We start from the raw sequence: 25,479 nt of genomic DNA, 5'->3' as shown, positions 1-25,479 counted from the left end.
TATCGACAGAAGGTTCAGCGGTTTCGACCGCTGGACCTTCCTTGATCCAACTCTGAAGTTTGAATTCTATTTTCCGTAAAACCAATGGATATGAAACGGTTTTTCTTTCTTTTCGCGGTCTGCTCTTCGCTTCTGGCTAAGGCCCAAAACGGCAAATTTGATGTGCGGTTACAACTAAAAAAAGCGGATTGCGCTCAAAAGAAGCTGCTGGTGACGGTGGAAGTGAAGGCTCATGATGAAGGCAGCACCTTTTTGATGGGTAATGCAAACTTTCGTTTTTTGTACGATGCTCACCTGATTAAAGCGCCGGTTATTGCCGATCAGCAGAATTTTACCAGCCAGGGCGACAATGCCAGCCTGAACTACAATCCTTTATCGCTGAACGGTTCGGCCGAACGGAATGCCAACGGCATCGTTTCATTGAACATCATTTACAGCGGTTCGGAACAGAACGCGACGCCCGTTTCCACGAGTTGGCTTCCCATTGCGACGCTGCAATTCGATCTTGTCAATCCGGATGAAAAAGCCGGAACAACGCTGGTTTGGAATGATGACAAAGCCTTTCCGGTCACGGGCTTAAGTGAAGTTGTGCTCAAAAAAAACACACCTGAGTTTGACTACGATACCTACGTTGCCAAAGCCAGTGGTGTCTTTGAGAATCTGACCATCAAATCGCTTTCCAGTTTGTGTTCCGGTTCAAACCCGGATGCGGAAGGGGAGCTACGGATTCCGGAAGGGTTCTCGCCCAATGGGGATGGTACCAATGATAAATTCATGATTGTCAATCTGGGAAAACTGGCTGCGGAGGTAACCATTTTTGATCGCAACGGAACCGTCATTTACGAGTCAAAAGACTACCAAAACGACTGGGACGGACGGGATCGCAACAAAGACCTGCCCACCGGAACATACTTCTACAGCATTCGGCTCAGTGACGGACGGAAATTCACCCGCTCCCTGACTTTATCACGCTAGAATTTAACCTTTACATCTCGCAATAGTTCGAAAGCCTATGAAGATTCTTCGTAGGCTTTTTTAGTGGATAATGCCGTTTCTTGTCCGGAAAAGATAACCTGAAAACCGGCTATGGTTTCATTTCACAGGCAATTCAACGTAAAAAATAGTTCCCTGATTCTCCTCACTTTCAAACCAAAGTTTCCCGCGATGGGCTTCGACGATTTGCCGGGAAATGGCAAGCCCCATCCCAAACGATTTTTCGCCGGCGGTGCCGGGTCGTCGTGCCGTCGTAAATAAATCGAAAATAGTGGCTTTTAATGGAGCCGGAATACCGATCCCCTGATCTTTGACGGATATTTGAACCGTATCCTCCCGTTTTTCCAGCCCCACAGTGATGGTAGATTCAGGTGGGCTAAACTTGATGGCGTTGGTAATGAGGTTACAAATCACCCGCCACATTTTCTGACGGTCTACCAAAATCCGGGCCATAGTGGTTTCGAGATGAATGGACTGCTTTTTTTCGAGTGCTTTTAACTCCAGCATGTCGACACACGACGCCAGAAAACCCTGCAACTCGACCGGTTCCATCTTGTTGATGGTGGCGTTTGAATGCAGCAGGTTGTCGATGAGAACGAGGGAATTAGCCGAAGACGACTTGATCATTTCCAAGAAGTACTGCGGTTTATGAACCCTCAACTGATCTTCCAGCAAGAGATCGACCGCCATGCTGATAGCGCCAATTGGCGTGCGTAAATCATGCGCAACAACCTGCAACAAACGGGCATTTTCCTGCTGGCTTCGCTCCAGTTCCGTCAATGTGGTCTGTAGCTGGGTATTTCGGCCAATAATTTGCCGGTTTAAGGCGGCAAGTTTTAAGAGGTTTTTCTGGGTTCGCTTCCAACTGTGCCAGATCAGATAGGCAATCACAAAGGCCATCAGCAGAATGGCAGCCGCCCCCATCAGATAGAGTCGGTTCAGCTCCTCTTTTTTATGTAACAATTCAATTTTGTGCTGACTATCCAGGTTCTGCAATGCCTGGTCCATGCCCTTAAAAACCGCCTTTTCCTGGTCGGAATAATCTCTCAGCGCGTGATAATTTTTAAGATGGTAGTGGGCCTGGCTGATTTGGTGAACCTTCTCGAAATATTGCGATTGGAGATGATGCCACCGTAAGAGGGCGTCCGGGTGTTGTAGCGTATCCAGCGATATTTTCAGGGAAAGCAGTTCTTTGCGCGCCATTTCCAGCCGATTATTGGTCAGGTAGACTTCACAAAGTTTGGCCTGCGACAACTGTGCATCCCGGTTGTAATACCCGGTTTGCCGATTGATGCGGATACTTTCTTTCAGCAGGGTTTCGGCCTGAGGAAGGTCTCCCTGCTGGAGATAAATGGTGGCCTGATTGCCATAAATGACCGCCCGGGCCATCGCCATGAAATCTTTCTGATTCGGGAATTTGTGTTCATTCTGCCCGATAAACCGTAACGCCTGGTCATAGTAATGCAGCGCACTATCCGGTAATTCCAATTTTGAGTAACATAAACCGATATTGCTTAAATACCCTTGACGGCTCGCAAACAAATCATCAAAGTTTCCTTCGTTCGAACACGTCATTACTTCACGGAAGGCCTGTTTATAATACGTAGCGGCTTTGGTGTAGTTTTTTTCCTGGTAATTCATCCCGGCGATCCGGCTGGTATACTGACTGCTTTGGCAACTGTCGAAGGTCGATTCCATGAGGATCTTTCCCTGAAAAAACTGACTATACGCTTCTTCGTACCGTCTCTGATGATACAACAGACCACCGCGCAAAAGGTAGATACGTGCATAATTCTTTTTGTATTTTTCCCGAAGGATTCCGGGTTCAAGAACCCAAAACATACTATCGATATAGCTTTGAACCTTCTCATAGTCGGGTTTGAAATTCTCATCAAAGTAATTATCTCTCAAAAAATCATATTTGCGGTAGTAATCCATAACTCCCGCGTCGGGAAACCGTGCGTAGGCAGAATCCAGATACATCCGGGAACATTCGATTCCCTTTGAAAACTTCAGAACCGTGGCCCGGTCGATCAGGCTGTCTACGTGAGCCTGGTGATCGGCCTTGCGGATTGCGTAAAAATCACAACTGGAGAAACAGCAAATCAACAGAACCCAGCCCAGACGACCGATGAAGGGATGCCCACTTTTCATGAAGGTGAATTTTATTTAGGATGCCGTAAAATTGCACTCCCATGTGCTAAACGGCCGTGAATGTTTGCACATAATACTGAAAGTGTTACAGATGACGAACATACTACAAAAACAATTGATCTGAAGAACTGCCGACCGGTAAAAATCGGTCGTGGTACAGTTGGGTGGGGAAGTCGGAAGGGTAATCTAAAGGTAAATGATGGGTTGCGAATGGCCGGTTTCTAATCAACAGGGAAGCGTTAAGGAGACCCGTAAGCCGCCACTTTCGGGGGTTTCGTAAAAAACGGTCGCCTTGAGTAAGCGGGCAAAATCCCGGATAATTTCGTGGCCAAACTGCGTATTTAAACCCGGCATGGGTTCTGATGTACTAAAATAGCGGTTAATATCTCGCAGGAGTGTGGGCGAAACGCCAACGCCACTGTCCGATACCGTAATGACCACTTTCTGATAGGCCTGCCGGGCTTCAATTCGGATGGTGCCGTCATCCGTGTTTTTGTTCGCATTGTCGATCAGATTTCGCAGGATGGTTTTCAGCAGCAATTTGTCTGTATTCACCTTCATTAGGGGCGGGATGTCGAGTTGAAGCACATTGCCGTGGTGTAGAATATTTTCCTTGTACAACTCTTCCAGTTCACGGATGAGTTCCGGCAACAAATACTCCTTGATCCGGACACCATACGCATGATCCTGGGTCGAAATCCATTGCATCATTTCTTCCGTCAGAAAATGAATCTGCTTGGTCGAATTGTTGATTTCTGTAATCAGATCGTCCAGTTCGGCGTGAGAATCCCGCTTCCAGTTTCGGAATAAGTATGCGGTGTTTTTGTATAAATACCGCAAAGGCGACCGCAAATCGTGGATCAAAATCGAAATAAAGCGATCTTTTTCGGAGATAGACAGGTGCAGATTCTCCTTGGAAATTTTTAACTGGTCATTGTGTTGCTGCAACTCCGAGATTAATTTCTGTTGCTGCAAGATGCGGTCCTGGGTTTCATGATCCAGTCTCAGGTGTTGCTGATGCTGGTTTCGGTAGCGAATTCGCAGGAAAAACCACACCAGAACGGCCACAAGCAGGCTCGCCAGAACGGGTGGGAAAATTAGATTATTCCAACTGAAAAAAAAACCGATGAGTCGCAAAACCGGTTGACCAATAGACAGTTCAGCGGACGCCGACGTGCTACCGGTCCACAGAAAAAACGGTATCAACGTCATCGTGCCGGATCGTGGAGTAATCTGTTTACAGACCGTTTCGCTCCGTTTTGGGGTAAACATAGATTGCGCAAAGCCGGGATAATCCTCCCAAACATAAGCAGGTTGTGGGTCGGCTTTTGTAGAAAAAAACGTATTTTGAACGACGCCTTTCTCCTGATTTTCGTCACCCTGCTGCCTTTCCCCCAAAAGGCGGTTTTGCCGGCCACTTGAAATGGATGATTTTCTACAGAATAAGACGGTTTCCTTCGATTGATTTGTATCTGTTCCGCATGGAATGGTCATTCCGGTTTTCGTAACCTTTCAGGTTTTTGAAACCGGGTGGGTTGTCCGACATAAAAAGCCGTTGTCATGGCCCTGTTATACACCTTAAAAACGTCTAAAAGCCAGATCGCTGAGCTGGAAGATTTGACCGGATTATCCTTTCTGCGGTCTTACCTCATTTATAAGGTGCCAGTGGGTCAGTGCCGGGGGCAACACCGCCACCAGCAGAATCACAGCATTTTGTTCTGCCTGACTGGATCGGTGTCCATATTTATTCAATCTGAAGGTCATGATGCAGTCTATCAATTAAATAGCCCGAATCAGGCCCTGCATCTACTCCCTTCCGACTGGCGGATATTGTACGATTTTTCGCCGGATTGCACGGTGCTGGCATTAGCGAGCGATCTGTTTTCCAAGCGGGATTATATTCCGGAACCTTATCGGCCGGTTTTGCTGCCAGTCAGAGAACAGGTGTGGCAGTAAGCCCGCTCTGCATCCGCCGATGCTGCGAAGTCAATGCTTTATTTTCAGACAATGTTATGCGGAAACTGATCGTTGGTTTGTTCGTATGGGTTTGTAGTGGTGGGGTGAATGCCCAAACGGGCCGCTTTGGAAACGAATGGATTAATCACAGCCAGTCCTATTTCCGAATCCCGGTCACGGAAAGGGCTGTTTACCGACTGACAACTTCAGACTTGGCAAAGGCTGGCATCCCGGTTGCGTCCGTTAACCCCACTACCCTGCAACTGTTCCGGCGCGGAATCGAGCAGGCGATCCTGGTTTCCGGCGAATCGGATCAGAAACTCGACGCTGCGGATTACCTCGAATTTGTAGGCGAAGGCAATGACGGTTTGCAGGATACCTTGCTGTACCGACCGATGAGCGCCCAGCCGCATCCGTACTACAGCATGTATTCCGACACGGCGGCTTATTTTTTAACCTGGCGTTCCGACGGAAAACCGGGCAAACGGGTTGTCACCACGCAGGAAACCCGACCCGCCGGTTTGCTGCCGGAACCGTATCATATCGCCGAGCAACTGCAGGTGCTGAAGGATGAGATGTCTACCAACCCGAGTACGGGTCCGGTGCCTTTTATTACCCAGTATGAGGTGTATTTTGAAGCAGGAGAGGGCTGGACGGGGCCGATGCAACAGAAAAACAAACCACATACGCAGCTTTTCAACCTTCCTGGCTGGGTCAATTCGGCCGCCGAAAAACCGGAGCTGGAAGTGCTGCTGAACGGCCGGGATACCTACCAACATCTGGTCGATTTCTCGGCCGGTGCGTCGGGCCGGACGTTGGGGAGCCTGAAATTCAGTGCGTTTCAGCCGAGCCGGTTTTCAGCACCGCTTCAATCCACGGATTTTACCGTAAAAAGTGATGCTTCGGCGGACCTGACGCTAACTACCGTATCGCGCGGGTCGGGTGAATTTGATCGTTATTCCGTGAGTACCGTGCGGATTCGGTATCCACAAACGATCAGCTTGAAAAATGGGACGCAGCAAGTGCTGCGGCTACTACCAAAAGCCGGTGGACTTTCTTACCTCGAACTGCCGGATGCGCCAGCCAATACCGTCATCTATGACATCACCGAACCGGGTGCGGCCCGACTGCTATCTGGCACGCAGGAAGGTTCGACCCGGCGGGTGGTCGTTCCCAACACGACGTCTCCGCGTCAGCTTTTGGTGACAACCCGGGTAGTAACGCCCATTCGGTTGGAGCGGGTGGTTTTTCGCAAATTTGATCCGGCAAAACCGAACTTCCTGATTGTTTCGCACGAACTTCTGATGAAACCGGTGGGGCAGGTGGCGGACCCGGTTCGGGCCTACGCAGCTTACCGGGCATCCGTGAAAGGTGGTCAGTACGATACGCTCGTGGTGACCATGAAGGAGTTGTTCAACCAGTTCAGCTTTGGCGAACGCACTCCGTTGGCTATTCGGCGGTTTGCCGATTATATGCTGACGGGCGGCCCCGGCAAGTTCCTGTTTTTGATAGGCCGCTCGTCGGTCTATTTTCCGTTCCGCAAGAATGCCAATCAGTATTATCTGGATCTGGTTCCTACCATCGGCAACGTCCCCGGTTCAGATGTTCTGTTGACCGCTGGTTTGGCTGGTTTTCCGGAAAACGTGCCCGCTATGGCCACGGGACGGCTCAATACACTTTCGGCGCAGGAGGTGCTGAACTACGGAAACAAGGTGAAAGAGTTTGAAAGCAATGCGGCCAATGTGCCGTGGCGCAAGGAAGTTCTGCACCTGAGCGGAGGCCGTTCGCAGTCGGAACTGGCTGGTTTCAAGGCCATTCTGAACGATGCGAAGGCACTCGTGCAGCAACCGTATTTAGGCTCGGAAGTCACCACGCGCTCCAAAACGACCGATGCCCCCGTCGAGCGCATCGACATCAGCGACAAGGTCAACAAAGGGGTTGCGATGATCACTTTTTTTGGCCATTCATCTCCTACCGTCGCCGACCTCGACATCGGGTATGCTTCCGATCCGGTATATGGCTACAACAACAAAGGCCGGTATCCACTCATGTTTTTCAATGGGTGCGGACTTGGGAATATTTTTTATGGTGGTAATGTGCTCAGTACCAATTGGCTGCTGACGCCGGACAAAGGAGCCATTGCCATTCTGGCACACTGTTTCGAAGGATTTACCACGCCCCTCAACACGTTCACGCTGCAATTTTACAAGACGCTGTTTACGGACAGCACCTACTTCTCAAAACCGATTGGCGTTATTCACCAGGAAACCACCCGGCGGGTGTTGGCCACGACCAAAGATGCCCTGCAAATTGGCAACGCCAACCAGATGGTGTTGCAGGGTGACCCGGCTCTCCGGCTGTTTCCGTTGCCCAAAGCCGATTTTCAGGTGCAGTCTTCGGGGGTTTCCCGGACCGACAATGCCGCGGATTCCGTCCGTTTGCGGGTGGTTGTGGTCAATGCCGGACGCTATCATCCGCAGGAACGCCTGAGTCTGACGGTTCGGAAGCGGCTGTCCGACGGATCGGTTCGGTCGTATAAAACCGTTTCGAGAGCTGCGGTAGCCTTTCGTGATACGATTTATTACAGCTTTCGACCCGACCTGGATGTCGATGGCCCAACGCAGCACGAACTGGCACTGGATGCTGAAAACCGGGTGGAGGAGTTAGACGAAACCAATAATGTGCTGGTGTTTACGGTTTCGAAATCCGGTGATCAGTACGCGGTCGTTTTGCCCGATTCGAGCCAGCGTTTTCCGCCCGATCGCTTCAATCCGTTGCTGGATGTAACCATCGACGGAGCCCGAATTGCCGATGGTGCGCTGGTTTCGCCCAATCCGGTCATTCAGGTTATGGTGCAGGATGAAGATCCATACCGCATTCGCCGGGACACGCTCGGTATCGATTTGCTGCTGCGTAAACCCTGCGAAACATGCGGTTTTGAACGGGTGGTTCTTGGCAATTCCGACGTAAGCTGGACCCCTGCCAGCGCCAATAACCGGTTTTTACTTCACTACCGACCTCAGAATCTGACCGAAGGCGTCTACACATTGCGAGTTCAGGCCACCGATGTCAGTGGTAACAAAGCCGGGTTGAGTCCGTATGAAATCAATTTTCGGGTAAAAACGGAGGATAGTCTGTCGGTCATCCGGCCCGTACCCAATCCATTTTGGGCGCATACCCGGTTTCAGTTTACCGTTACCGGGAAGGAGCTGCCGGGCAACGGGCAGTTGGTCATTCGGAACCTGAACGGGCAAGTGGTTCGAACGCTCCGGCAACCGCTTCGCATCGGCGAAAATGGATTTTACTGGGATGGTACAGATCAGGGGGGCGTGGCATTGCCCAATGGTTTGTATGTTTTCCGGTTTATTCGGGACGATGGGCGGCACCTGACCGGGCGGGTGATTATCAACCGGTAATGTTTAACTCAACAACCCATGATCGACTTCATCAGAGCCTGCCGAATCCCTTTCCTGCTGATGCTGCCCGGTCTGTTCCCATTCGATGCGCGGGCGCAAATGGTAGACTCAACGGCGCGTGGAGCTATTGCCGAGATTTTTCGTCAGGATTTAGAAAAGAAAGAGCTTTGCTTGTTTGCCGAAACCGCCTTTTCGGCCAGCACCGCGCAGCAAACACCGTTCTGGCTGCGCACCAACCAGTACGGAACCGTGCCAACGACTTCGCCATTCGGAACCCTGCGGGGCGGAATTTCGGCCAACTATCTGCGCGACATTACCAAGCCGGTTAACTTAATCGAAAACAAACGAAAGCTGGTTGGCTGGGGCTATGGGCTGGAGGTGGTGGGAAATGCGAGCCGGAAGTCGGCCGTTCTGATTCCGGAAGCCTACGTGAAAGGGCGGCTCTGGGGGTTGGAATTACTGGTGGGGCGCCGGAAAGAAGTCATTGGGCTGGCCGATTCTACGTTGGGAACGGGGCCTTACATCTGGTCCGGCAACGCGATGCCGATCCCTAAAATTCAGCTTTCCATGGCAGAATACACCCCAATCGGTATTACCAAAGGAGTGGTTTCCTTTCGCGGCCTGTATGCCCACGGCTGGTTTGGCAACCAGGGTGCCGTCACGCATTCCTATTTACACCAGAAAGCCCTGTATGGTCGGCTGGGAAAGCCGGGTTGGCCGGTTCGGTTCTACGCTGGTTTCAACCATCAGGTGCAGTGGGCAGGCAGGAGCGAGGTGATTACGAATGAAAACCAGATCAAAAACGGGCGGTTTCCAGCGGGTTTTAGTAACTATCTTAATGCAATAACAGGTACCTCGCTGGCTGCGCGGGGCGACAACATCGATACCACACTCTTCAGCAAAGCCGATCGCGGAAACCGCCTGGGCAATCACCTCGGGACGCTCGACATCGGGGTAGAAATCAACGCCAAACGGTTTTCCCTGCTATTGTACCGCCAGAGTATTTACGACGACGGCTCGTTGTTTTACCTGACCAACATTACGGACGGTTTGCACGGCATCCGGTTCAAGAACAATCGCCCGGCGAGCTACCGGTTTCAGATTCAGACCGTTCTGGTGGAGTTGCTCCATACCCAAAGCCAGGGGGGCGCCAAATTCGGAGATCTTGATAGGGAACGCGGTGCGGATAATTACTTCAATCACTCACAATACATCGATGGCTGGTCGTATGGGGGGCATACCATCGGCACGCCGTTCATTCCGCCTACCGATCGTACCCGCTCCGGTTTGCCACGCGCGCAAAGAGTTGAAAATTACTTTTTTAGCAACAACAACCGGGTGAAAGTTTTTCACTTGGGCGTGTCCGGTAACTGGTCGCAGCGGTATCTATTCCAGTTGAAATGCTCGATGAGTCAGAATCTGGGCACCTACGGGCATCCGTTTCCTACCACCATCGGGCAGTTTTCGTCCCTGTTGCTGCTGGGTTTCCCAGCTTTCGCGCATGGGATGCAGGCCAGAATGTCAGTTGCCCTCGACCACGGGGCATTATATCCCAACAGCACCGGGTTTCAGTTTAGTCTCCGAAAAACCTGGGACTTTTCCCGACCCTGACCGGGTTTATGGCGCGTCGTTACCAACCGGTTTTTGATGATAACGTAAGCCAGCGTCAACCCCATCAGCAGGGAAAAACCGCCCCAAAATTGCATTTGAGCATCCTGGCGGGTGAGCCAGATCACATACCCATTGATGAATGCCTGCGTCAGAGCATACAGACCGGCAACCCGTAGGTGCGGCCATTGTAGCTGATGCACCAGTAACTGAAAAAGATGCAGTTTATGGGGCTGAAAGATATTTTCACCCCGCCATAAACGGTACAAAATGGTCATGACGCTGTCGATGCCGTAAACCGTCAGCAGCAGTGCGTACGTTAACTGCCCGCTTTCGCGCATCAAACTGACGAGCAAAAAAATCACGATGAATGCCATCGACACGCTGCCAACATCCCCCGCAAAACACAGAGCCTGTCGGCGGGCGTTGAAAAAAGCAAAAATGACGAGCCCGATGAGTGAAAATACAAGCAGCAACGACCTGGTGAATGGTAGGTAAAACTGGTTGATAATCAGTAGGGTCGCTATGGTGATGGCACTATAAAAAACCGTTATGCCGTTGATGCCATCCATAAAATTGTAGGCATTCAACACGCCACAGGCCAGGATGAGCCCTGGCACCATCCACCAGCTTAGTCCGGACCAGAGGCCGGTTTGTTCCAGCAACAGCCCCAGGCTGATCAGTTGAATCAGCAGCCGGATGCGGGTTGAGATGGAAGAGATGTCGTCCAGAAAACTGACCAGCGCCACCAGGGTCAGGCCCACAAAAAAGACCGGCGATGCGAAATCCGTAACCACAAAGGCCAGAAAAGCCGCCAGCCAGAAAATGATGCCGCCACCCCGCACCGTCAGTTGGGTGTGCGAGCTGCGGTGGTTGGGCGTATCGACAATGTGGTAATGGGTGGCCAGACGAAGGTACAGTACCTCGGCTCCAAACAACAAAAGGGCTACACCAGCGTAAACAATTCCATTCATGAGGCAGATGGTGAAAGAACTAACTGGTACAGATTCAGTAATTTAGGTTGTTCAGTGGCCCAATTGTAGAATTTCTCCGCAGCTCGCCGTCCGCGCTTTCCCATTTCTTCCGCTTCCTGCGGATGATCGATCAGATACCGCAGGTGCAGGGCCAAAGCCTGCGGATCGGATGGATCCATGCAAAAACCGCACTGATTGCCTTCGACCACGGGGCGATATAATGGAAAATTAGCGGTAATAACCGGTAGGCCAAGGGCCATGTATTCAAACATTTTGGTGGTATACGATTCCGTATAATCTCCGATCGGCTTCAACAGCGCCAGCCCGGCCACGGCCCTGGAAACTTGGGCAAACGCTTTGGCCTGATCAGTGTAGCCGTAAAAAATCAGGTTATCTTTCACAATGGAATAAGCCGGAAGGGCCTCCAGGTCCTGATCGGTGAAAGAACGATGTCCAAACAAGTGTACTTTAAAATGAGGATGCGTGGTTTTAACCAGGGCCAAACCGTCCAGCAGGGTAACAATCGACCGTTCGAAACTTAGCCAGCCGATGTAAAAAAACTCGACCGGATCGGATGTCTGTCGATACGGCCGTCGGTAGGTATCCAGAAAAGACAACAGCGGATAATTGTAGATCACGGCGTGCGGTTTCGCGAGGTCGGTGTAGGTCGTCAGGTAGCCATGCTCCGTAAAAATCAGGGAAAAATCTCGACACGCCATCTGGTCAAAAAGTGCAAAAGCTCCTTTCAGAAACCAGCCCCGGTTGTGGCGTTTCAAATGGATTTTTTTGTGCAAATTCTCCTGAACCTCGTAAATGACACGGGTGCCAAGGATGCGATATAGATAGGCAAATGGCAGAAATTCAGGCGAATAGACGTGAATCAGGGCCGGGCGAAGCCAAATCGTTTTCCAGAAGATTAGTGGACAGGTAACCAAAAAACGCACGATGACGCGTTTGAAATAAGGCAACCTGATAAAATGTACCGCCGGCGCAACGGCCGGATCGGCATTGGGAATGGCGCAAAAAACATCATAATGGTCGGCTAAAACGGGCAAATATTTATACATAATGCGCGGATCGTATGGAGGATGAGCCGTGCTGATGTGTAAAACCCGTGGTCGCTTTTGATTCATACGAAATGGTTAATAGGTCTGTCCCCGTTTGTCAGCGGGTTGGACAAAGTTACGGTCAATGTCCGAATCCGGAGCGAAAAAAGAGAGGACCGAACGCGGTTGCCAGCCTAGTTTTTCCCGGGCCAATTGATCCGAAAAAGTGAGGGAGCCCGTCATTTTCGCTAAGGTAATCGAGTCGAAGGGAAATTTTCGCCCGATCACCCCATTGATGCCATCGCCCAGACGGGCCAAAATCCGGGCAAAACCGATTGGAACCGTCGGTATGGTTCGTTGGCCGATTTGCCGGGCCATGGCGTCTCCCAATTCCCGTACGGACGGATGAATGCCGTCGGTCAGGTTATAAATTCCGCCGGTCTGGGCGGCTTTCGGAATCATTCGGGCCACATCGTCGGCGCGCACCATACTCCGTCGGGCCGAGCCGGCACCGATGTGGACGTAGCGCCCACGCCGAATGGCTTGCTCCATTTTTCCTAAATTACCGGGCGCATCGGCACCGACAACCAAGGGCAATCGCAGAATGCAGCACCGGACGCCCTGCTGCGCGCACCAGGTTTGCACCAATGCCTCGGCCTGTATTTTGCTTTCGGCATAGGGTGTTTTCCCGCTCAAAGCCACTTCTTCGCTTATCTTTTCCCCCGTTTCGCACCCATAAACGGCCACGGTACTGATGAGAACGAAGGCGTCGGGCCGTTTTTTCAACAGTTCAAGCGCTTGCAGCAACCGACGGGTGCCATCCCGGTTTACCTGAAAAAAAACCTGGGATTCTTCCGTACTGCGTGGTAGGCTGTGGGCTTTCCCGGCCGCGTGAACCACCAGATTGATGGCATTTCCAGACAAGTCCGGTTGTTGGGTTGCCAGATCGGTGCGAATAGCGCCTTTAGTTCGCCCCAACGTTAAAACCCGATACCCGGTTTCGGTCAAACTTCGGGCCAGATATTTACCCAGAAATCCAGTGTGTCCGGTCAGTAAGGCGGTCGGTGGCTTGGGGCTTGGATTGACAGACATTGGTTAAAGCGGTTAAATAGTCGGTCGCTAACTGGTTCTTGTCGAACAGCCTGCGGGCGACGGCCGCTGCCCGCAGGCTCATGGCCGGACGCCAGGAAGGGTCGTCGGCCAATGAAATGAGCAATGCCGCGAGGGCTGCCGGATCATCCGAACTGAATGTAAAACCGCACTGATGTTCTTCCAGAAAGGTTTTTATCCAGCCATCGGTGGTCTGAATGACCGGTGTTCCGGCGGCCAGGGCTTCCATCAGCTTGTTCGGCGATGAGGTGTCGAGCAGGGGCGCGCGTTTGAGGGGAACAATGGCTAACCAGGCTTGCTGGACGTAGGCAACCAATTCATTTTTAGGCATTAAATCATAAATAAAGAAATTGGGTAAGGCGTCCTGTTGCTGTTTTGTCAGGAGTTCCTGTTTCAATTGTCCGTCGCCAATGAGCAATATCGCGATGTCGTTTCGCTGGCGCAGGGCTTTGGCGGTTTCGAACAGCAGGGTGGAATTATTGACGGCGCCGATGTTTCCCGTGTAAATGACGACTTTTTTACCGGACAACGAAGCGGGTAGCGTAACGTCGGCGACGGGTGTGCCGAAAAGATCCAGGTTGGTCGCGTTGGGGATGGAAATACTGTGGTTGAAACCACAGCGCCGGGCAATGTTCTGCTGAATACCGGGCGACAGGGCAACGATCAGGTGCGCGGCCCGGTAGCAGAGCCGCTCAAACCGGTACGCCAGTTTCTGGAGAACCGGATTGGGCAACGCGCCCATCAGAATGGCCGTGTCGGGCCACAGATCCCGGGCTTCGAAAACCAGCTTCCGGCCCCGCAAATACCGGGCGATTAAACCGGGAATTCCCACGGTAATGGGGCCGGAAGACGCCACGACGATGTCGGCAGGCAACGTCAGCGCATACCAGCTCGACCAGATTGAAAAGGCGAGGAATGTCCAGATTCGCCGAAGTGGTGATTGTTTGTTGTCGATGCGGAGGTTCAGGATTTTGACCCGGATGCCGTCGATAATTTGTTCCTCGGTCCAGCAGCTGGCCTTCAGATCCGACTTCGCGTAAATACTGGTGACAACGGTGACCGAATGGCCTTTTTCATTCCATTGTTTGGCAAAATCGTACACGCGGGTTCCCCAGGAACCCTTTGGCGTTGAGAAGTACTGATAAAAATAGACAATTTTCATTCCACACAGGTAATTATCGTCCGTACTGTTTTTTTGAACTGAACCTCGATCACCAGCGTCGGCAGAAGCTGGTTGAACTGCCGGGCAACCTGAACGGCTTTCTGGCTGACTTCGAGCGCATTTTGCCATTCCATGTTGCCCCAGGAGAAGCGCAGGCAGTTCGGATTCACCACCAGCGGGCGAACTCCCGGCGCCAGATAAAAGCGGGCCACGGCGGTTGGCCCGTCGTCGATCCGGTCCATGATCGTCAATCGATCAGGGGCCACGACCCACTGGCGTTCGTGACGGAGGCCGAGGTGCTGAAACCCATCGTGTTGCGCCCGGATGAGGGTGGGCGTTTCTTCCAGGAGCGTGACCGTTGCCCGTTGTCCCACGCGGAAACCGCCCCATACTTCCGACGAATCGGCATCGAAAACCTGCACGGTATTATGGGCCGCCGTGCTGCGTTCCCATTGCCGCCGGGCATTGATTTCGTAGGTGGATGTGCCGCTATCCACCAGAACCGGCTGACCGTACACCTGAAGCTCAAAATGAAAGGCATCGGCGTGTGCGTGACCTGGCTGATGAGTTGGCCCGATGGTGCCAACGTTGGCTACGACTTCATACTTGGGCGTCAGGAATTGGCGAAAGCCGCTGTCTGATAAACTAGTGCGTTGCGGTTTGATCCCGATTCGTTCGGCTTTGGCGCGAAGCTGGGCGGTGGTGGGTGCCATTTCGTCGGCGGCATCGTTCATCAGCGGGATTGTTCCCTTCGAAAAGGTGATCGTCACCAGCCAGTTCAGCATCCGCCGGGCCTGTTCCAGCAGAAAACCGTCGGCGTCGCGATCGGCATGCCAATCGTCTTTTTTCAGGGCCTGGCAGGTGTCGAGCAGCCGGTCCAGGATAATCTGGTGGTACATTGGGCTGCGTTCGTAATGCCCGCCATCCCGTAGCAACTGTTCAGTCAGTTGCGACCGGACGAGGTGAATGGCTTTCCGGTATAAGCGCCGATCCTGAAAATACAACGATCCCAGCAGCAAAGCGAACCCGTTTTCCAGCAAATGATTGCCCGAAAGATGGTATTCCAGCCGGTTTTGCAGCAACCGAATCTGGGCCTGGAGATGAATGTCGATGTCGGCTAACCGGAGTTGATGATGCGACAGGAAACGTATCCAGTTGATGACACGCAACGAAACCGGGTAGGGGTCCAAACCGCCGTTCAACTCTGCCGACTGGCGCATAAACTGCCGGATCAAACCAAGACCCTGCTCAAGGTCCAGACCGGGTTGATTCAGAAAATCAAAATAATTGAGGTTATACAGCCAGAGCTTTCCGTTTTTTGCATAATTCCAGTCGACCTCCGTTGGAAACGAAACGGACTGATTCAGGAATGTGAACGTTTGTCCAGTCAGACGCTGTGGTTTATCGGGGGCTGTAAACGCGAGGAAATTGGTAACGGGCGGAACGGTTTTTAGGGTCAATGACGGTTTTGAACGCAAGCGGTTTATCAACTGATACAGCAGTTGCCGCGTCCGCAAATACCGGATGGTGTTCCAATAAAGCCGCCAGTTTTTCATAGAATAGGAGACGGTTCTGCCGATTGAGTCACGCTAACGCCGGTGGCGACTTCCACCCACTGTCTGGTTTTTAAACTTTGGAGGGCGGCCAGCATCGTGCGGGTGGTGTTGACCAGTTCATTGAAAGGAATCAGCGGTTCTCCGCCGGTGCGCACCTGCGCCACCAGCCGCTGAAACTGTGCTTTGTGGCCTTTATCCTGTTGGGTCGACAAGTCAGAAAAACCTTTGAAACCGTAGCCTTTCAGCGTTCGGAAATTATCCAGAACCAAGGTTCGTTCCTGCGAATACACTTCGAACCGTTCTTTGGCGTAGGCTTTGCTGCCATTGGCGAAGTAGTTGACGACGCCCGTCGAACCGTTTTCGTACCGCAGCAGGAGGGATGCCGAATCGCTCGTTTCGGAGGCTTGCCGTCCCATCGCATTCATGCAAACCGCCACCACCCGGCTACCGGTCAGAAACGTGATCAGATCGACGTAATGGCAGGCTTCACCCGGGATTCGTCCTCCGCCCACGGCCCGGTCATGTACCCAGGAGTTAGCCGGAATAAAACCCGCGTTCATCGTGGCTATGACGTTCATTGGAACATCGCCGGACGCCGAACCGCCCAGGAGTGCTTTCATTTTCTGCACGTGGGGCGAAAACCGGCGGTTGAAACCCACCAGAACCGTTTTGTCGGTTTGCTGATCCACCTCCACCAGTTGCTCCAGTTCGTCTTCGTAGATGGCGAGCGGTTTCTCGACAAAAACGTGTTTGCCCGCCAGCAGAGCCTCGCGAGTCATCCGGGCGTGCTGCTGGTGACGGGTGGTGATGACCACCAGATTGATTTCCGGATCGTTCAATACTTCCCGGTAGTCGGTGGTACTGAGCGCAATACCGTATTTTTTTGCCAGCAATGTCCCATTCAGTCCGTTGGCGCTGGCAATGGTTTTCAAGGTCGCACCGGTTTGTTTTAGAGCGGGTAAGAGGACGGCACTCGTGAAATTGCCGGCACCAATCAGACCCGCGACTGCCGTTCCAACGCCTTCGTATTGACTTTCCCGCAATCGAACCACCGGTTTCAGATTCCGTTTTTCCGGGTAACTCAGCAGCGACGCAATGGAGGCTGAATGGGAAATTTCGCGGTAAATCCGGTCAAAATTTTCGAATGGCACCACTTCCGTTATCAACGGTGTGACATCCAGTTGACCCGTTTCCAGCAGTTGCAGGATGGTTTGAAAATTGCGGTTTTGCGTCCAGCGAACAAACGGGAGGGGATAATCGGCCCCCTGTTGTTCGTATAGGTCGTCGTAGCGGCCGGGGCCATAGGAGCAGGAAACCTGAAACGTCAATTCTTTCTCGTAAAACTCGGCGCGGCTCAGGTTGAGGCCGATGACACCAACAAGCACAATGCGTCCGCGTTTGCGGCTCATGCGGGCGGCCTGCGAAATCAGTTCGTCACTTTTGGCCGAAGCTGTGATCACGACGCCATCCGCGCCAACCCCCTGGGTGAGCGCCAGAACGGCTTTCACGGCATCAGTACCACCCGCCGGATTCAGGGCAATTACGCCCCGGCTGCGGGCCAGTTCCAGCTTTTTTTCGTCTACATCCAGTCCAATCACCCGGCATCCGTTCAGCCGGAGCAGTTCGGCCGTAAGCAACCCGATCAGCCCCAGGCCAACGACCACCACGGTTTCGCCCAGCGTCGGATTCAACAGCCGGACGCCCTGCAAACCGATGGAACCAATGACGGTAAAAACCGCTTCGTCGTCGCTGACACGGTCGGGTACGCGCGCCACCAGATTCCGCGGAACGCAAACCACTTCGGCATGGTGGCCATTGGAGGCAACGCGGTCGCCAACGGATAAATCGGTTACGCCTTCCCCCACCGCCACCACCTCGCCAACGTTGCAGTAGCCGAGCGGGAGCGGTTGATCCAGTTTGTTAAAAACCGTTTCCAGGGTTGGAATCAGGCCATCGGTACGGATTTTCTCCAGCACCTGCTTCACCCGGTCGGGTTGCTGGCGGGCTTTCGAAATCAGGCTGCCCCGGCTAAATTCCACCAGCATGCGTTCGGTGCCGAGCGAAACCAGCGTCCGGCGCGTTTGAATGAGCACCTGCCCGCGCCGGACCTGCGGAGCGGGTATGTCTTCCAATAGGGTGTTTCCTGTTTTCAGGTGAAGAATAAGTTGTTTCATAAGTCACGGATGGTCGGAATCGACAAACTGGCGGAACCACGACTCAATGGCCATCAATCCCCAGATGGAATAGGACGCATCGAGCTTTCCGTTTTGATTATCCCGAATTAACTGGTGTACGGCTACCGGATCGAAAATGCCCCGTTTCCGCAGACTTTCTTCGGAAAGATACCGCTGGAGCATTTCGTTCAACTGGCCGGTGCGGAGCCAGTCGCGCAGGGGCGTTCCGAAGCCGGTTTTGGGGCGGTAGATGACGGATTGGGGTAAATACCGCTCGGCCACTTTTCGGAGCAGGTATTTGGTGGTTCGCCCGTGCATTTTCAGGGATGGCGGCAACTTGGTACTGAACTCAACCAGTTCGGTATCGAGAAATGGCACGCGGGTTTCGACACCGACCGCCATGCTCATTTTGTCGGTATAGTTCAGGTTATGATCCGGCAGGAAATACGATAACTCCCAGAATAGTAATTGGTTGAGCAGGTTTTTTTCGTCGGGAATTCGCTCAAGGGCCGCCAGCAACTGATGGCTGGGCTGGTGGCCGTGCAGCGTTTTTCCGATGGTGCTTTCGAATAAGTTATGGTTGGTGGCAAGGGGCAGACGGGCAAAATAATCGGCCATTCGTTCATGTTGGGGCTGGCCCATACCAGCCGTTAACTTCCGGAGCCGCCGAAGCAAGGGCGCATCGTTGGTGCCGAGGTTAATGGTGCGGTTCAGCAACCGGCCCACGGCGGGCGGAATCCGGTTCAGAAACGGCTCCATACTGAGGGCCTGATGACGCCGGTAACCTGAAAAAACATCGTCTCCGGCTGTTCCGCCCAGCAAAACCGTATGTCCGTTTTTGCGGGCTTCCCGGCAGATATTCAGGACGTTAAAAGGGGCCGTGTCAGCCTGTGGTTCGTCGAGGTGGTAAATCATCTGGTCGAAATCGCGGACGATGTCTACATTGGCATCCACTTCCACCAGATCGACGTTTAAATGGGCCGCCACCTGCCGGGCATACGGCAAATCGTTTTCAAAGCCCTCGAATTTTCCATTCTGGAACGCCGTGCGAATGGTGTAACCGGTCAACTGCTCGTTGGGATGCGCCCGTTTGGCCATCGCCATAACCAGACTGGAATCCAGGCCGCCAGACAGAAAAAAAGCCAGGGGTACATCGGATTGCAACTGGCGTTTTACGGCGCAGAAAAGCCGCTCGTCAAGTTCTTCCAGCAACTGGGATTCGGATTGTTCGGAATAGGTACCCCGGAAAGGCAGGTCGTAATACCGTTTGAGGCAAATCGAAGCAGGTTCGTCGATCGACAACTGAATCAAATGACCCGGTAACAGCTTGCTGACGTGCTGAAAAGGCGTCTGCATACCGGGCGAATACAGAAAATGCAGGTAGTTGACGAGTGCAGGATAGTCGATGCTTTTATCTAAACCGGGATAAGCGGCAATGGTTTTTAGCTCCGAACTGAAGAGGAACAACCCGTTTTTGTGGTAATAATACAGCGGTTTTACGCCAAACTGATCCCGGGCCAACACCAGTTGGCGCGTGACGGTATCGAAAATGGCGCAGGCAAAAATCCCGTTCAATTTTCTGAAAACTGCCGTTCCGTAAGCCGCAAAACCGTACAACAGCGTTTCGGTGTCCGACGACGACCGGAAGATATAGCGGTCGGTCAGGGTCGCCCGCAGCGTGAGGTGGTTGTAGATCTCGCCGTTAAAAATAATGACGTAGCGACCGTCGGCGGTTTGCATGGGCTGCCTGCCATTGAGCGACAGGTCCAGGATTGCCAGACGGGTATGGGCCAGTTGGATTCCCGGTGCATTGAAAATACCTTCCCCGTCCGGCCCACGGTGGCGGATGGTCGATTGGAGGTCGACGGACGGAGGAATGGAAGTACTGACGATGCCCGCAATGCCGCACATGCTAGGAGTAGACCGGTTTAAAGTTCATGGTTGTAATCAGCTAGATACCGTATTGACATTCAATGAGTTAAATGGTGGCTGTAAACCCGAGCAATCAACGGACTTTATTTGAGTGCTTATTTAATGGCAGAAATCATCATATATAGCCCGTGTTCCGGAAAAAACGTTTTGATCAGCCAGCGGGGATACAGCCGACGGCTGATGGTGAGCAGCCAGCTCCGGTGCCGCTGACCGGCTTGCGAAGTCAGCAAATCGGCGTGGGTCAGGACGGTTTTGATGGAAACCTGCCGAAACTGGGCGAATAACTGCTGTGCTTCGGCTTTGCTGTAGGCTTTGGTTCCGGGGCTTTCCAGGTGATTGGCATAGATGGCTGCGAGATCGGTTGTGGGCTTTCCCCGGGCGAGTGCATACCGAAGCCAGAGCAGGTAGCCCACCCAACTGTGTTTGTGGTAGATCATAATTTTCGCCAGTCCTCCGGGTTTTAAAACCCGGAATATTTCATCCGCAACCCGCTGGGTATCCGGGCTGTGGTGGATAACACCCCACGAATACACCAGGTCAAACGTATTGGAATCATACGGAAGGTTTTCGGCGTCAGCGACCCGTAGTTCCGAGCGCAAACTGAACAAGGCCAATCGTTCGCGGGTGTGCGCAATGGCACGTTCGGTCAGGTCGCAACCGTGCAGGTTGGCGTGGGCCTCCGCAAATTTCTGGTGATCTGCCCCCAAGCCTACCCCGATTTCTAAAACCTGTCGCTCGGCAAATGATTGAAAGTCAGCGAAGTCGGCAATATACGGCTCTAAACTGTATCGTTCTTTGGCCTGTTGATGGTATTTCTGACGAAGCGTTTCCCCCTTCAGGTATAAGTCTTCACCGCAGGAGGCCTCATTCCAGAAATCGTGAACTTGTTGTTTCGCATTCATCTTGACGGTTCTTGATCCGGTACCTAAACCAAATATCGTCAGAAGCAGAGGGGCGTTCCTGTAGAAAAACATCCATTCTATGGGCGAGAAACGAAACCGGGACGCGACGGTTTCATTTTCCGTAAGTTCGCAGGCGGAAATACTGCCGGATTCCGTAGTCGATTTGGGCTTTTCCAACACACGAAGGCGTTGAAGAGCAAAATTGCAATTGTACTTTTTCTTTATAGATCAAGCCAACCCCGCGCGCGTAGATTTCCATTCGTTTGTCCTGCGACACCAGCGTGGAATCGTTTTGCTGGACGATGGTGGCGGTTTCAGGAAACGATCTGCTCAGAACGACGAACGGTTTGTCGGTATTTTTGAGTTGATACAGGTCTTCACCGGCCGTATTAAAAGCATTACCATTCCACTGAAACTGGTCGATGAGCGGAAAAACCAGCTTGATATAGGAAAGGTTGTTTTCGGTTTTAATCAATTGATTGTCAGTGATTCGGATGCTGTTTGCGGAGTCGGGTTGCCAGCTCTGGCTGTCGTTGGCCCGGCGGTGACGTTCCAGGCGAAAGGTGGCACTGCCGGTCGGGTCGGCATTGGCTGCATCTGCGTACGAATGCGTGATGGTCTCCCGCAACTGATACGTCTGGGTGGTTGAACTGCCATTGATGGCAAATTGCTGTTCCGTGACTTCATAAATCCAGTAATTGCCTTTTTCCAGGGGCTGGTAGTCGTAACCGGATGCGATGGGTTCGGTGGTGGACGGCTGGCAGGCATCCAGAAAAAGAAAGGCGGTTATTCCGACAAGGGGCAGAACGAGCGGGCGAAAGTGCCGGAGGGTTTTGATCAGAATCATGGTTTTCAAGAGGAGGACAATTTGGATTCAGTTCATTGTTTTACGTTTATCTGCTCGTTTTCGGCCAGAGATACCAGTAATTCCCAACACGTTCGGCTGACCTCCGTCCAGTCGGGTAAAGTCGTTGAACGCCGGCGTCCCTCGGTAATTTTGCGTTGCCGCAGGGTTTCGTTCGAATACCCGGCGTGAACGGTGTCGACAATGCTTTGGGCCGAAAGCGGATCGAAATAATGCGCACTTTCACCACAGATTTCTTCGGCAAAATCACGTTGAGACGTGAAAATGGAAACGCCGAAGTGCATGGCATCGACGTAAGTAGCCGTGAACGATTCCAGCAGGGTTGGCAAAATCAGCCCGTCAACCTGCTGATAAAGAGAGGCTACGCAGTCGGCGGGGACATTTCCGATGGGAATCAGGAAATCCGCCAGCGATGCCTGCGCTATCGTTTCCAAAAGGCGTTTCGCCTTCGGATGTTGCCAGGCTTCGATGGTAATAAAAATCCGGTAGGGCATCTGCCGGGCTTTCATTAGCCGGGCCACCTCAACAAGGATCTCCAGATTTTTGTGTGGATAATAGCGTGACAAGCACATTAAATACGTCAGGTTGGTCTGCTTTTTGACGGGCAATTCATAGGTCGACTGGCTGTTCAATAACGTATAAGCATTCGGAAAAAGCTGTATTGAAGGAAGTTGGGGATACACCTGCAGTAGCCGTTTCTGCATGGTATAGGTCTGCACCAGCAAAATGTCAACGTGCGATAACCGCCTTTTAAAAACCCAGTCGCGCAGTTTGATCTTGAAGATAATTTCAGGACCTACCTGTTTCCAGAGGTCTTGGTCTTCCGGGTACGCCAGGTGTGGCAAATGCAACAGAACGACCTGTTTGTAGGGGACCGGGGACGGAAAATTGCCCATGGTAAAAATAATTTCCGGCTTGATTTCATTCAATACCTTCGGATACCAGACATGATCCATATACGGCCGGGTCATCCAGTGGTTCAACGCTTTGGGTAGATAATGAATTTTAAAGCTATCCGATTCAAGTGCTTCATAACCACAGGCTTGTGGGGCAATTACATGAATTCGGTCAGCATCGCTTTTTAAATATGGGATGTTTTTCAGGAAATTCAGGGCTACGTTAAGCCCACCGGCCGAAGCCAGGTTAAAGGCGTTAATGAGTAGTTTCATGGTGTACTGAGAACCGTCGACCGTTTCAGCAACCCGCTTAGCAGCCAAACCGGAAGAGAGATGTAAACAAAATGATCCACAAACTGCGGGAAATACCCCCGGGTTACAAACTGGAATATAGCCAGTGAAAAAACCACCTGTTTTAGAAAGCCGAGGGGGGTGAAAGCCGGGTTTCGACTGACGACGAAGCGGAGCCAAAAGCCCATCAAAAAGGGCATGATGACAAACCCTAACCCGCCGAATGCCCCGTAAAAAGCGCCATAATGCAGCGTTGCTTCTCCGGTTCTCGCCCATTGTTTCGGTAATTCCAGGGAATTATCCAGAATGGTAAGCGCGGGAGGGGGGTAGGGCTTTACACCGTTGGGAAAAACGAATTTAGGTAATGCTTTAATCAGTACGTAGCCAAACATAGTCAGGCCGTAATCATGATGGATTTCGGGGTTCGCTTCATAATACCGGATCAAATTAAAATCGGCCAGAGATGCCCGGGTTTGCTCGAAAAAAACACCGTATTCAAATTCAACCGGATTGTAGGATAAATCCGAAAACCGCCCCTGTATAAAATTCCAGCGATTATATGTAATAAAAAAAATGAAATAGAGGAGAGCCATGCTGGTTAAAAGAATCCGGCTGTATGGAATGATCGATTTGGTATCCAGACCGTAGACTAGAATAAGACCCAGAATCGTCAATATGATCCGGTAGCGAAATCCCATGATGGCAAATAAAATAAAAGCCAGTAGTGTCATGGCCGTTACTTTGTATTTGTTTCCCTTTAAATACGCAAAGAGTACAACAGTGGTGATGATACAATCGGCACAGTTTCGGAAATAATATGAATTGGTTATGCTCTCCTGTCCGAACAAACTTTCGTCCGCGCTGCCCAGTAAGATATCCAATGGATTAATCCCGCTAATGGCAATATCAATGAATACAATGCTGAAAAAAAGAAAATAAAGAAAAAGAGACCAGTTTTGAAGACGTGAAATGGCTTCTGGTTTAATCGTATACCTGAACGAATGTATCGGATACCGTTTCCATATGAAACCAGCAATAAAAAGTGTATTGGCCGTCATGTAAAAAAACATTCCTTTTTCATAATACCCTGTAATGGTTTTTCCGGTAAAAAGAAATAAACCCTCATCTCCCATTGAGGTCTGGCGATCAATAAGATAGAAATATGTGGGTGTAAAAAGGCAGTAAATGGACAATAAAACCAGGCAGATGGCAAAGGGCATCACCTGTCGGGTTCCCATTCGGTGAACGTACAGAAATCCGTTGATGAGAACGACCGCATTAAGGAATATGTAAAGCCAAATCATCCTCGTAAGTCTTGGTTAATTGCTTCATACATCAACCCGGCGTAATGCGTGGAGCTGGTTTTATCCCGAAAATTTCGGTTGTAGGCCGCCTGACTCTCCAGCAAATCGGGCGTGTTGACTAGCTTCTCGATAGATTGCCGGAACGCTTTGGTGTCATTTGGCGGACATACGAATCCATTGATGCCGTTGATTAGCCATTCCCGGGCTGCTCCCACGTTTTCACTGCTGATGATGGGTAATCCGGCAGCAATCGCTTCATTGATTACAACGCCCCAGCCATCATACCGGGAGGCAAAAACAAAAACGTCGGCCAGGTTATAGTAATAGGGTAATTCACTGGCCTGAACAAATCCTGTCAAATGAATGCGCTCATCATTCCCAATCAATTCCTCCAAATATCGTCGTTCATCCCCTTCTCCAATAATTACCATCGAAACCGCTATGTTACTGTCTTTTACAGCTTTGATTAAGGTTGCCATATTCTTTCTTGTAATCAGCGACCCTGATGAAAGAAGCACAAGTTGATTGATTGGTTTATAACGGGTTCGGATTTTATTCAATTTCTCCTGATTTAAATTGATTTTATCAAAGCGGGTGATATCAATATTGTAAGGAATGATTGAAATAGGCGATATAAAACCGTAAGATTGATAGGATTGAGCAGCCTCTTTTCCTCCGGCAAATAAGCGTTGACAGGCCCACTTTGCCGGGGTAAGGCTTATTTTCTTCAAGTATTTTTTAAAGGGAGAACCTGCATCGGTTAGGCGCTCTCCAAAGAAGGCAATGGTCTTTTTTCTGATTTTGGAAATGATTAAACCGAACATTGTATTCGGGATCCAGTAAGCACCACTGAAAATGACATAATCGGCCTTGTCACGGGCCAATAATCGGATAATGGACCAGCTATAATGGTAGTCTTTCAGTCGTTTCTGAATCCACCGGGCAACAATCGTATCCGTTAAATAATGAATTTGATAGGGACGGTTTTCGGTTTTGATCGACCATTGTCTGTCTACTTCCGTTTTAGCGTAGTAAACCACCGTTAAATCAAAATAAACCGACAGTGCTTCAAAGAAGTCCTGTTGATAGGGGGTTGGAATATTGGTATAAAAACTCAGTCGAATTTTTGTCATAGCCGGT

General features: G+C 51.4%; 18 protein-coding genes. 4 read left to right on the top strand and 14 right to left on the bottom strand.

Annotated features, from left to right (window positions below; translation table 11 throughout):
- Positions 1-90 precede the first annotated feature (90 nt).
- Entirely contained in the window at positions 91-975 is an 885-nt protein-coding gene (locus ACS5NO_RS31935; RefSeq protein WP_439418859.1) for a T9SS type B sorting domain-containing protein, read from the top strand.
- A gap of 117 nt (positions 976-1,092) precedes the next feature.
- Here ACS5NO_RS31935 and ACS5NO_RS31930 read toward each other — a convergent pair whose 3' ends face one another.
- Positions 1,093-3,147, bottom strand: coding sequence for a tetratricopeptide repeat-containing sensor histidine kinase (locus ACS5NO_RS31930; protein WP_439418858.1), 2,055 nt, complete (start codon positions 3,145-3,147; stop codon positions 1,093-1,095).
- Positions 3,148-3,372: 225 nt separating this feature from the next.
- On the bottom strand, positions 3,373-4,359 hold the full coding sequence (locus tag ACS5NO_RS31925) for a sensor histidine kinase (protein WP_439418857.1): 987 nt from the start codon (positions 4,357-4,359) through the stop codon (positions 3,373-3,375).
- A gap of 348 nt (positions 4,360-4,707) precedes the next feature.
- Here ACS5NO_RS31925 and ACS5NO_RS31920 point away from each other — a divergent pair, with 348 nt between their 5' ends.
- Genes ACS5NO_RS31920 through ACS5NO_RS31910 form a run of 3 tightly spaced genes read left to right on the top strand, consistent with a single transcriptional unit; the run spans position 4,708 to position 10,130 of the window.
- On the top strand, positions 4,708-5,103 hold the full coding sequence (locus tag ACS5NO_RS31920) for a sugar 3,4-ketoisomerase (protein WP_439418856.1): 396 nt from the start codon (positions 4,708-4,710) through the stop codon (positions 5,101-5,103).
- A gap of 56 nt (positions 5,104-5,159) precedes the next feature.
- On the top strand, positions 5,160-8,519 hold the full coding sequence (gene porU2 / locus ACS5NO_RS31915) for a putative type IX secretion system sortase PorU2 (RefSeq protein ID WP_439418855.1): 3,360 nt from the start codon (positions 5,160-5,162) through the stop codon (positions 8,517-8,519).
- Between the two features lie 18 nt (positions 8,520-8,537).
- Entirely contained in the window at positions 8,538-10,130 is a 1,593-nt protein-coding gene (locus ACS5NO_RS31910; protein ID WP_439418854.1) for a capsule assembly Wzi family protein, read from the top strand.
- On the opposite strand, the gene ACS5NO_RS31905 is transcribed toward ACS5NO_RS31910, so the two are convergent.
- The 12 genes from ACS5NO_RS31905 to ACS5NO_RS31850 form a co-directional block, all read right to left on the bottom strand.
- On the bottom strand, positions 10,088-11,101 hold the full coding sequence (locus tag ACS5NO_RS31905) for an MraY family glycosyltransferase (RefSeq protein WP_439418853.1): 1,014 nt from the start codon (positions 11,099-11,101) through the stop codon (positions 10,088-10,090). The two genes, ACS5NO_RS31910 and ACS5NO_RS31905, sit on opposite strands and share 43 nt — an antisense overlap.
- Positions 11,098-12,234 (bottom strand): glycosyltransferase, encoded by a 1,137-nt coding sequence (locus ACS5NO_RS31900; RefSeq protein WP_439418852.1) that lies wholly within the window; start codon positions 12,232-12,234, stop codon positions 11,098-11,100. Before ACS5NO_RS31900 ends, ACS5NO_RS31905 begins: the two co-directional genes overlap by 4 nt.
- 9 nt (positions 12,235-12,243) lie before the next feature.
- A complete protein-coding gene (locus ACS5NO_RS31895) occupies positions 12,244-13,239 on the bottom strand; it encodes an NAD-dependent epimerase/dehydratase family protein (protein WP_439418851.1) in 996 nt (331 codons plus the stop codon).
- Positions 13,172-14,419: a glycosyltransferase family 4 protein gene (locus ACS5NO_RS31890; protein ID WP_439418850.1), complete on the bottom strand. Its 1,248-nt coding sequence runs from the start codon at positions 14,417-14,419 to the stop codon at positions 13,172-13,174. Before ACS5NO_RS31890 ends, ACS5NO_RS31895 begins: the two co-directional genes overlap by 68 nt.
- Entirely contained in the window at positions 14,416-15,975 is a 1,560-nt protein-coding gene (locus ACS5NO_RS31885; RefSeq protein ID WP_439418849.1) for a heparinase II/III domain-containing protein, read from the bottom strand. Before ACS5NO_RS31885 ends, ACS5NO_RS31890 begins: the two co-directional genes overlap by 4 nt.
- Complete coding sequence (locus tag ACS5NO_RS31880) at positions 15,972-18,149, bottom strand: bi-domain-containing oxidoreductase (RefSeq protein WP_439418848.1); 2,178 nt, start codon at positions 18,147-18,149, stop codon at positions 15,972-15,974. The genes ACS5NO_RS31885 and ACS5NO_RS31880 overlap by 4 nt, the downstream gene beginning before the upstream one ends.
- Positions 18,150-18,152: 3 nt before the next feature.
- Entirely contained in the window at positions 18,153-20,060 is a 1,908-nt protein-coding gene (gene asnB, locus ACS5NO_RS31875) for an asparagine synthase (glutamine-hydrolyzing) (RefSeq protein WP_439418847.1), read from the bottom strand.
- A 116-nt stretch (positions 20,061-20,176) separates the two neighbouring features.
- Positions 20,177-20,983, bottom strand: coding sequence for a class I SAM-dependent methyltransferase (locus ACS5NO_RS31870; RefSeq protein ID WP_439418846.1), 807 nt, complete (start codon positions 20,981-20,983; stop codon positions 20,177-20,179).
- A 112-nt stretch (positions 20,984-21,095) separates the two neighbouring features.
- The gene (locus tag ACS5NO_RS31865) at positions 21,096-21,830 is read right to left on the bottom strand and encodes a hypothetical protein (RefSeq protein ID WP_439418845.1); all 735 of its coding nucleotides are present in this window, start codon (positions 21,828-21,830) and stop codon (positions 21,096-21,098) included.
- Positions 21,831-21,862: 32 nt separating this feature from the next.
- On the bottom strand, positions 21,863-23,017 hold the full coding sequence (locus ACS5NO_RS31860) for a glycosyltransferase (protein ID WP_439418844.1): 1,155 nt from the start codon (positions 23,015-23,017) through the stop codon (positions 21,863-21,865).
- Complete coding sequence (locus ACS5NO_RS31855) at positions 23,014-23,916, bottom strand: hypothetical protein (protein WP_439418843.1); 903 nt, start codon at positions 23,914-23,916, stop codon at positions 23,014-23,016. The genes ACS5NO_RS31860 and ACS5NO_RS31855 overlap by 4 nt, the downstream gene beginning before the upstream one ends.
- A 419-nt stretch (positions 23,917-24,335) precedes the next feature.
- The gene (locus ACS5NO_RS31850) at positions 24,336-25,472 is read right to left on the bottom strand and encodes a glycosyltransferase family 4 protein (protein WP_439418842.1); all 1,137 of its coding nucleotides are present in this window, start codon (positions 25,470-25,472) and stop codon (positions 24,336-24,338) included.
- Positions 25,473-25,479 lie beyond the last annotated feature (7 nt).

The organism is Larkinella fluvii, from assembly GCF_051857545.1.
GTDB lineage: Bacteria > Bacteroidota > Bacteroidia > Cytophagales > Spirosomataceae > Larkinella.
The sequence above is the reverse complement of the archived record's forward strand: the minus strand, read 5'-3'. Positions and strand labels throughout refer to the sequence as shown.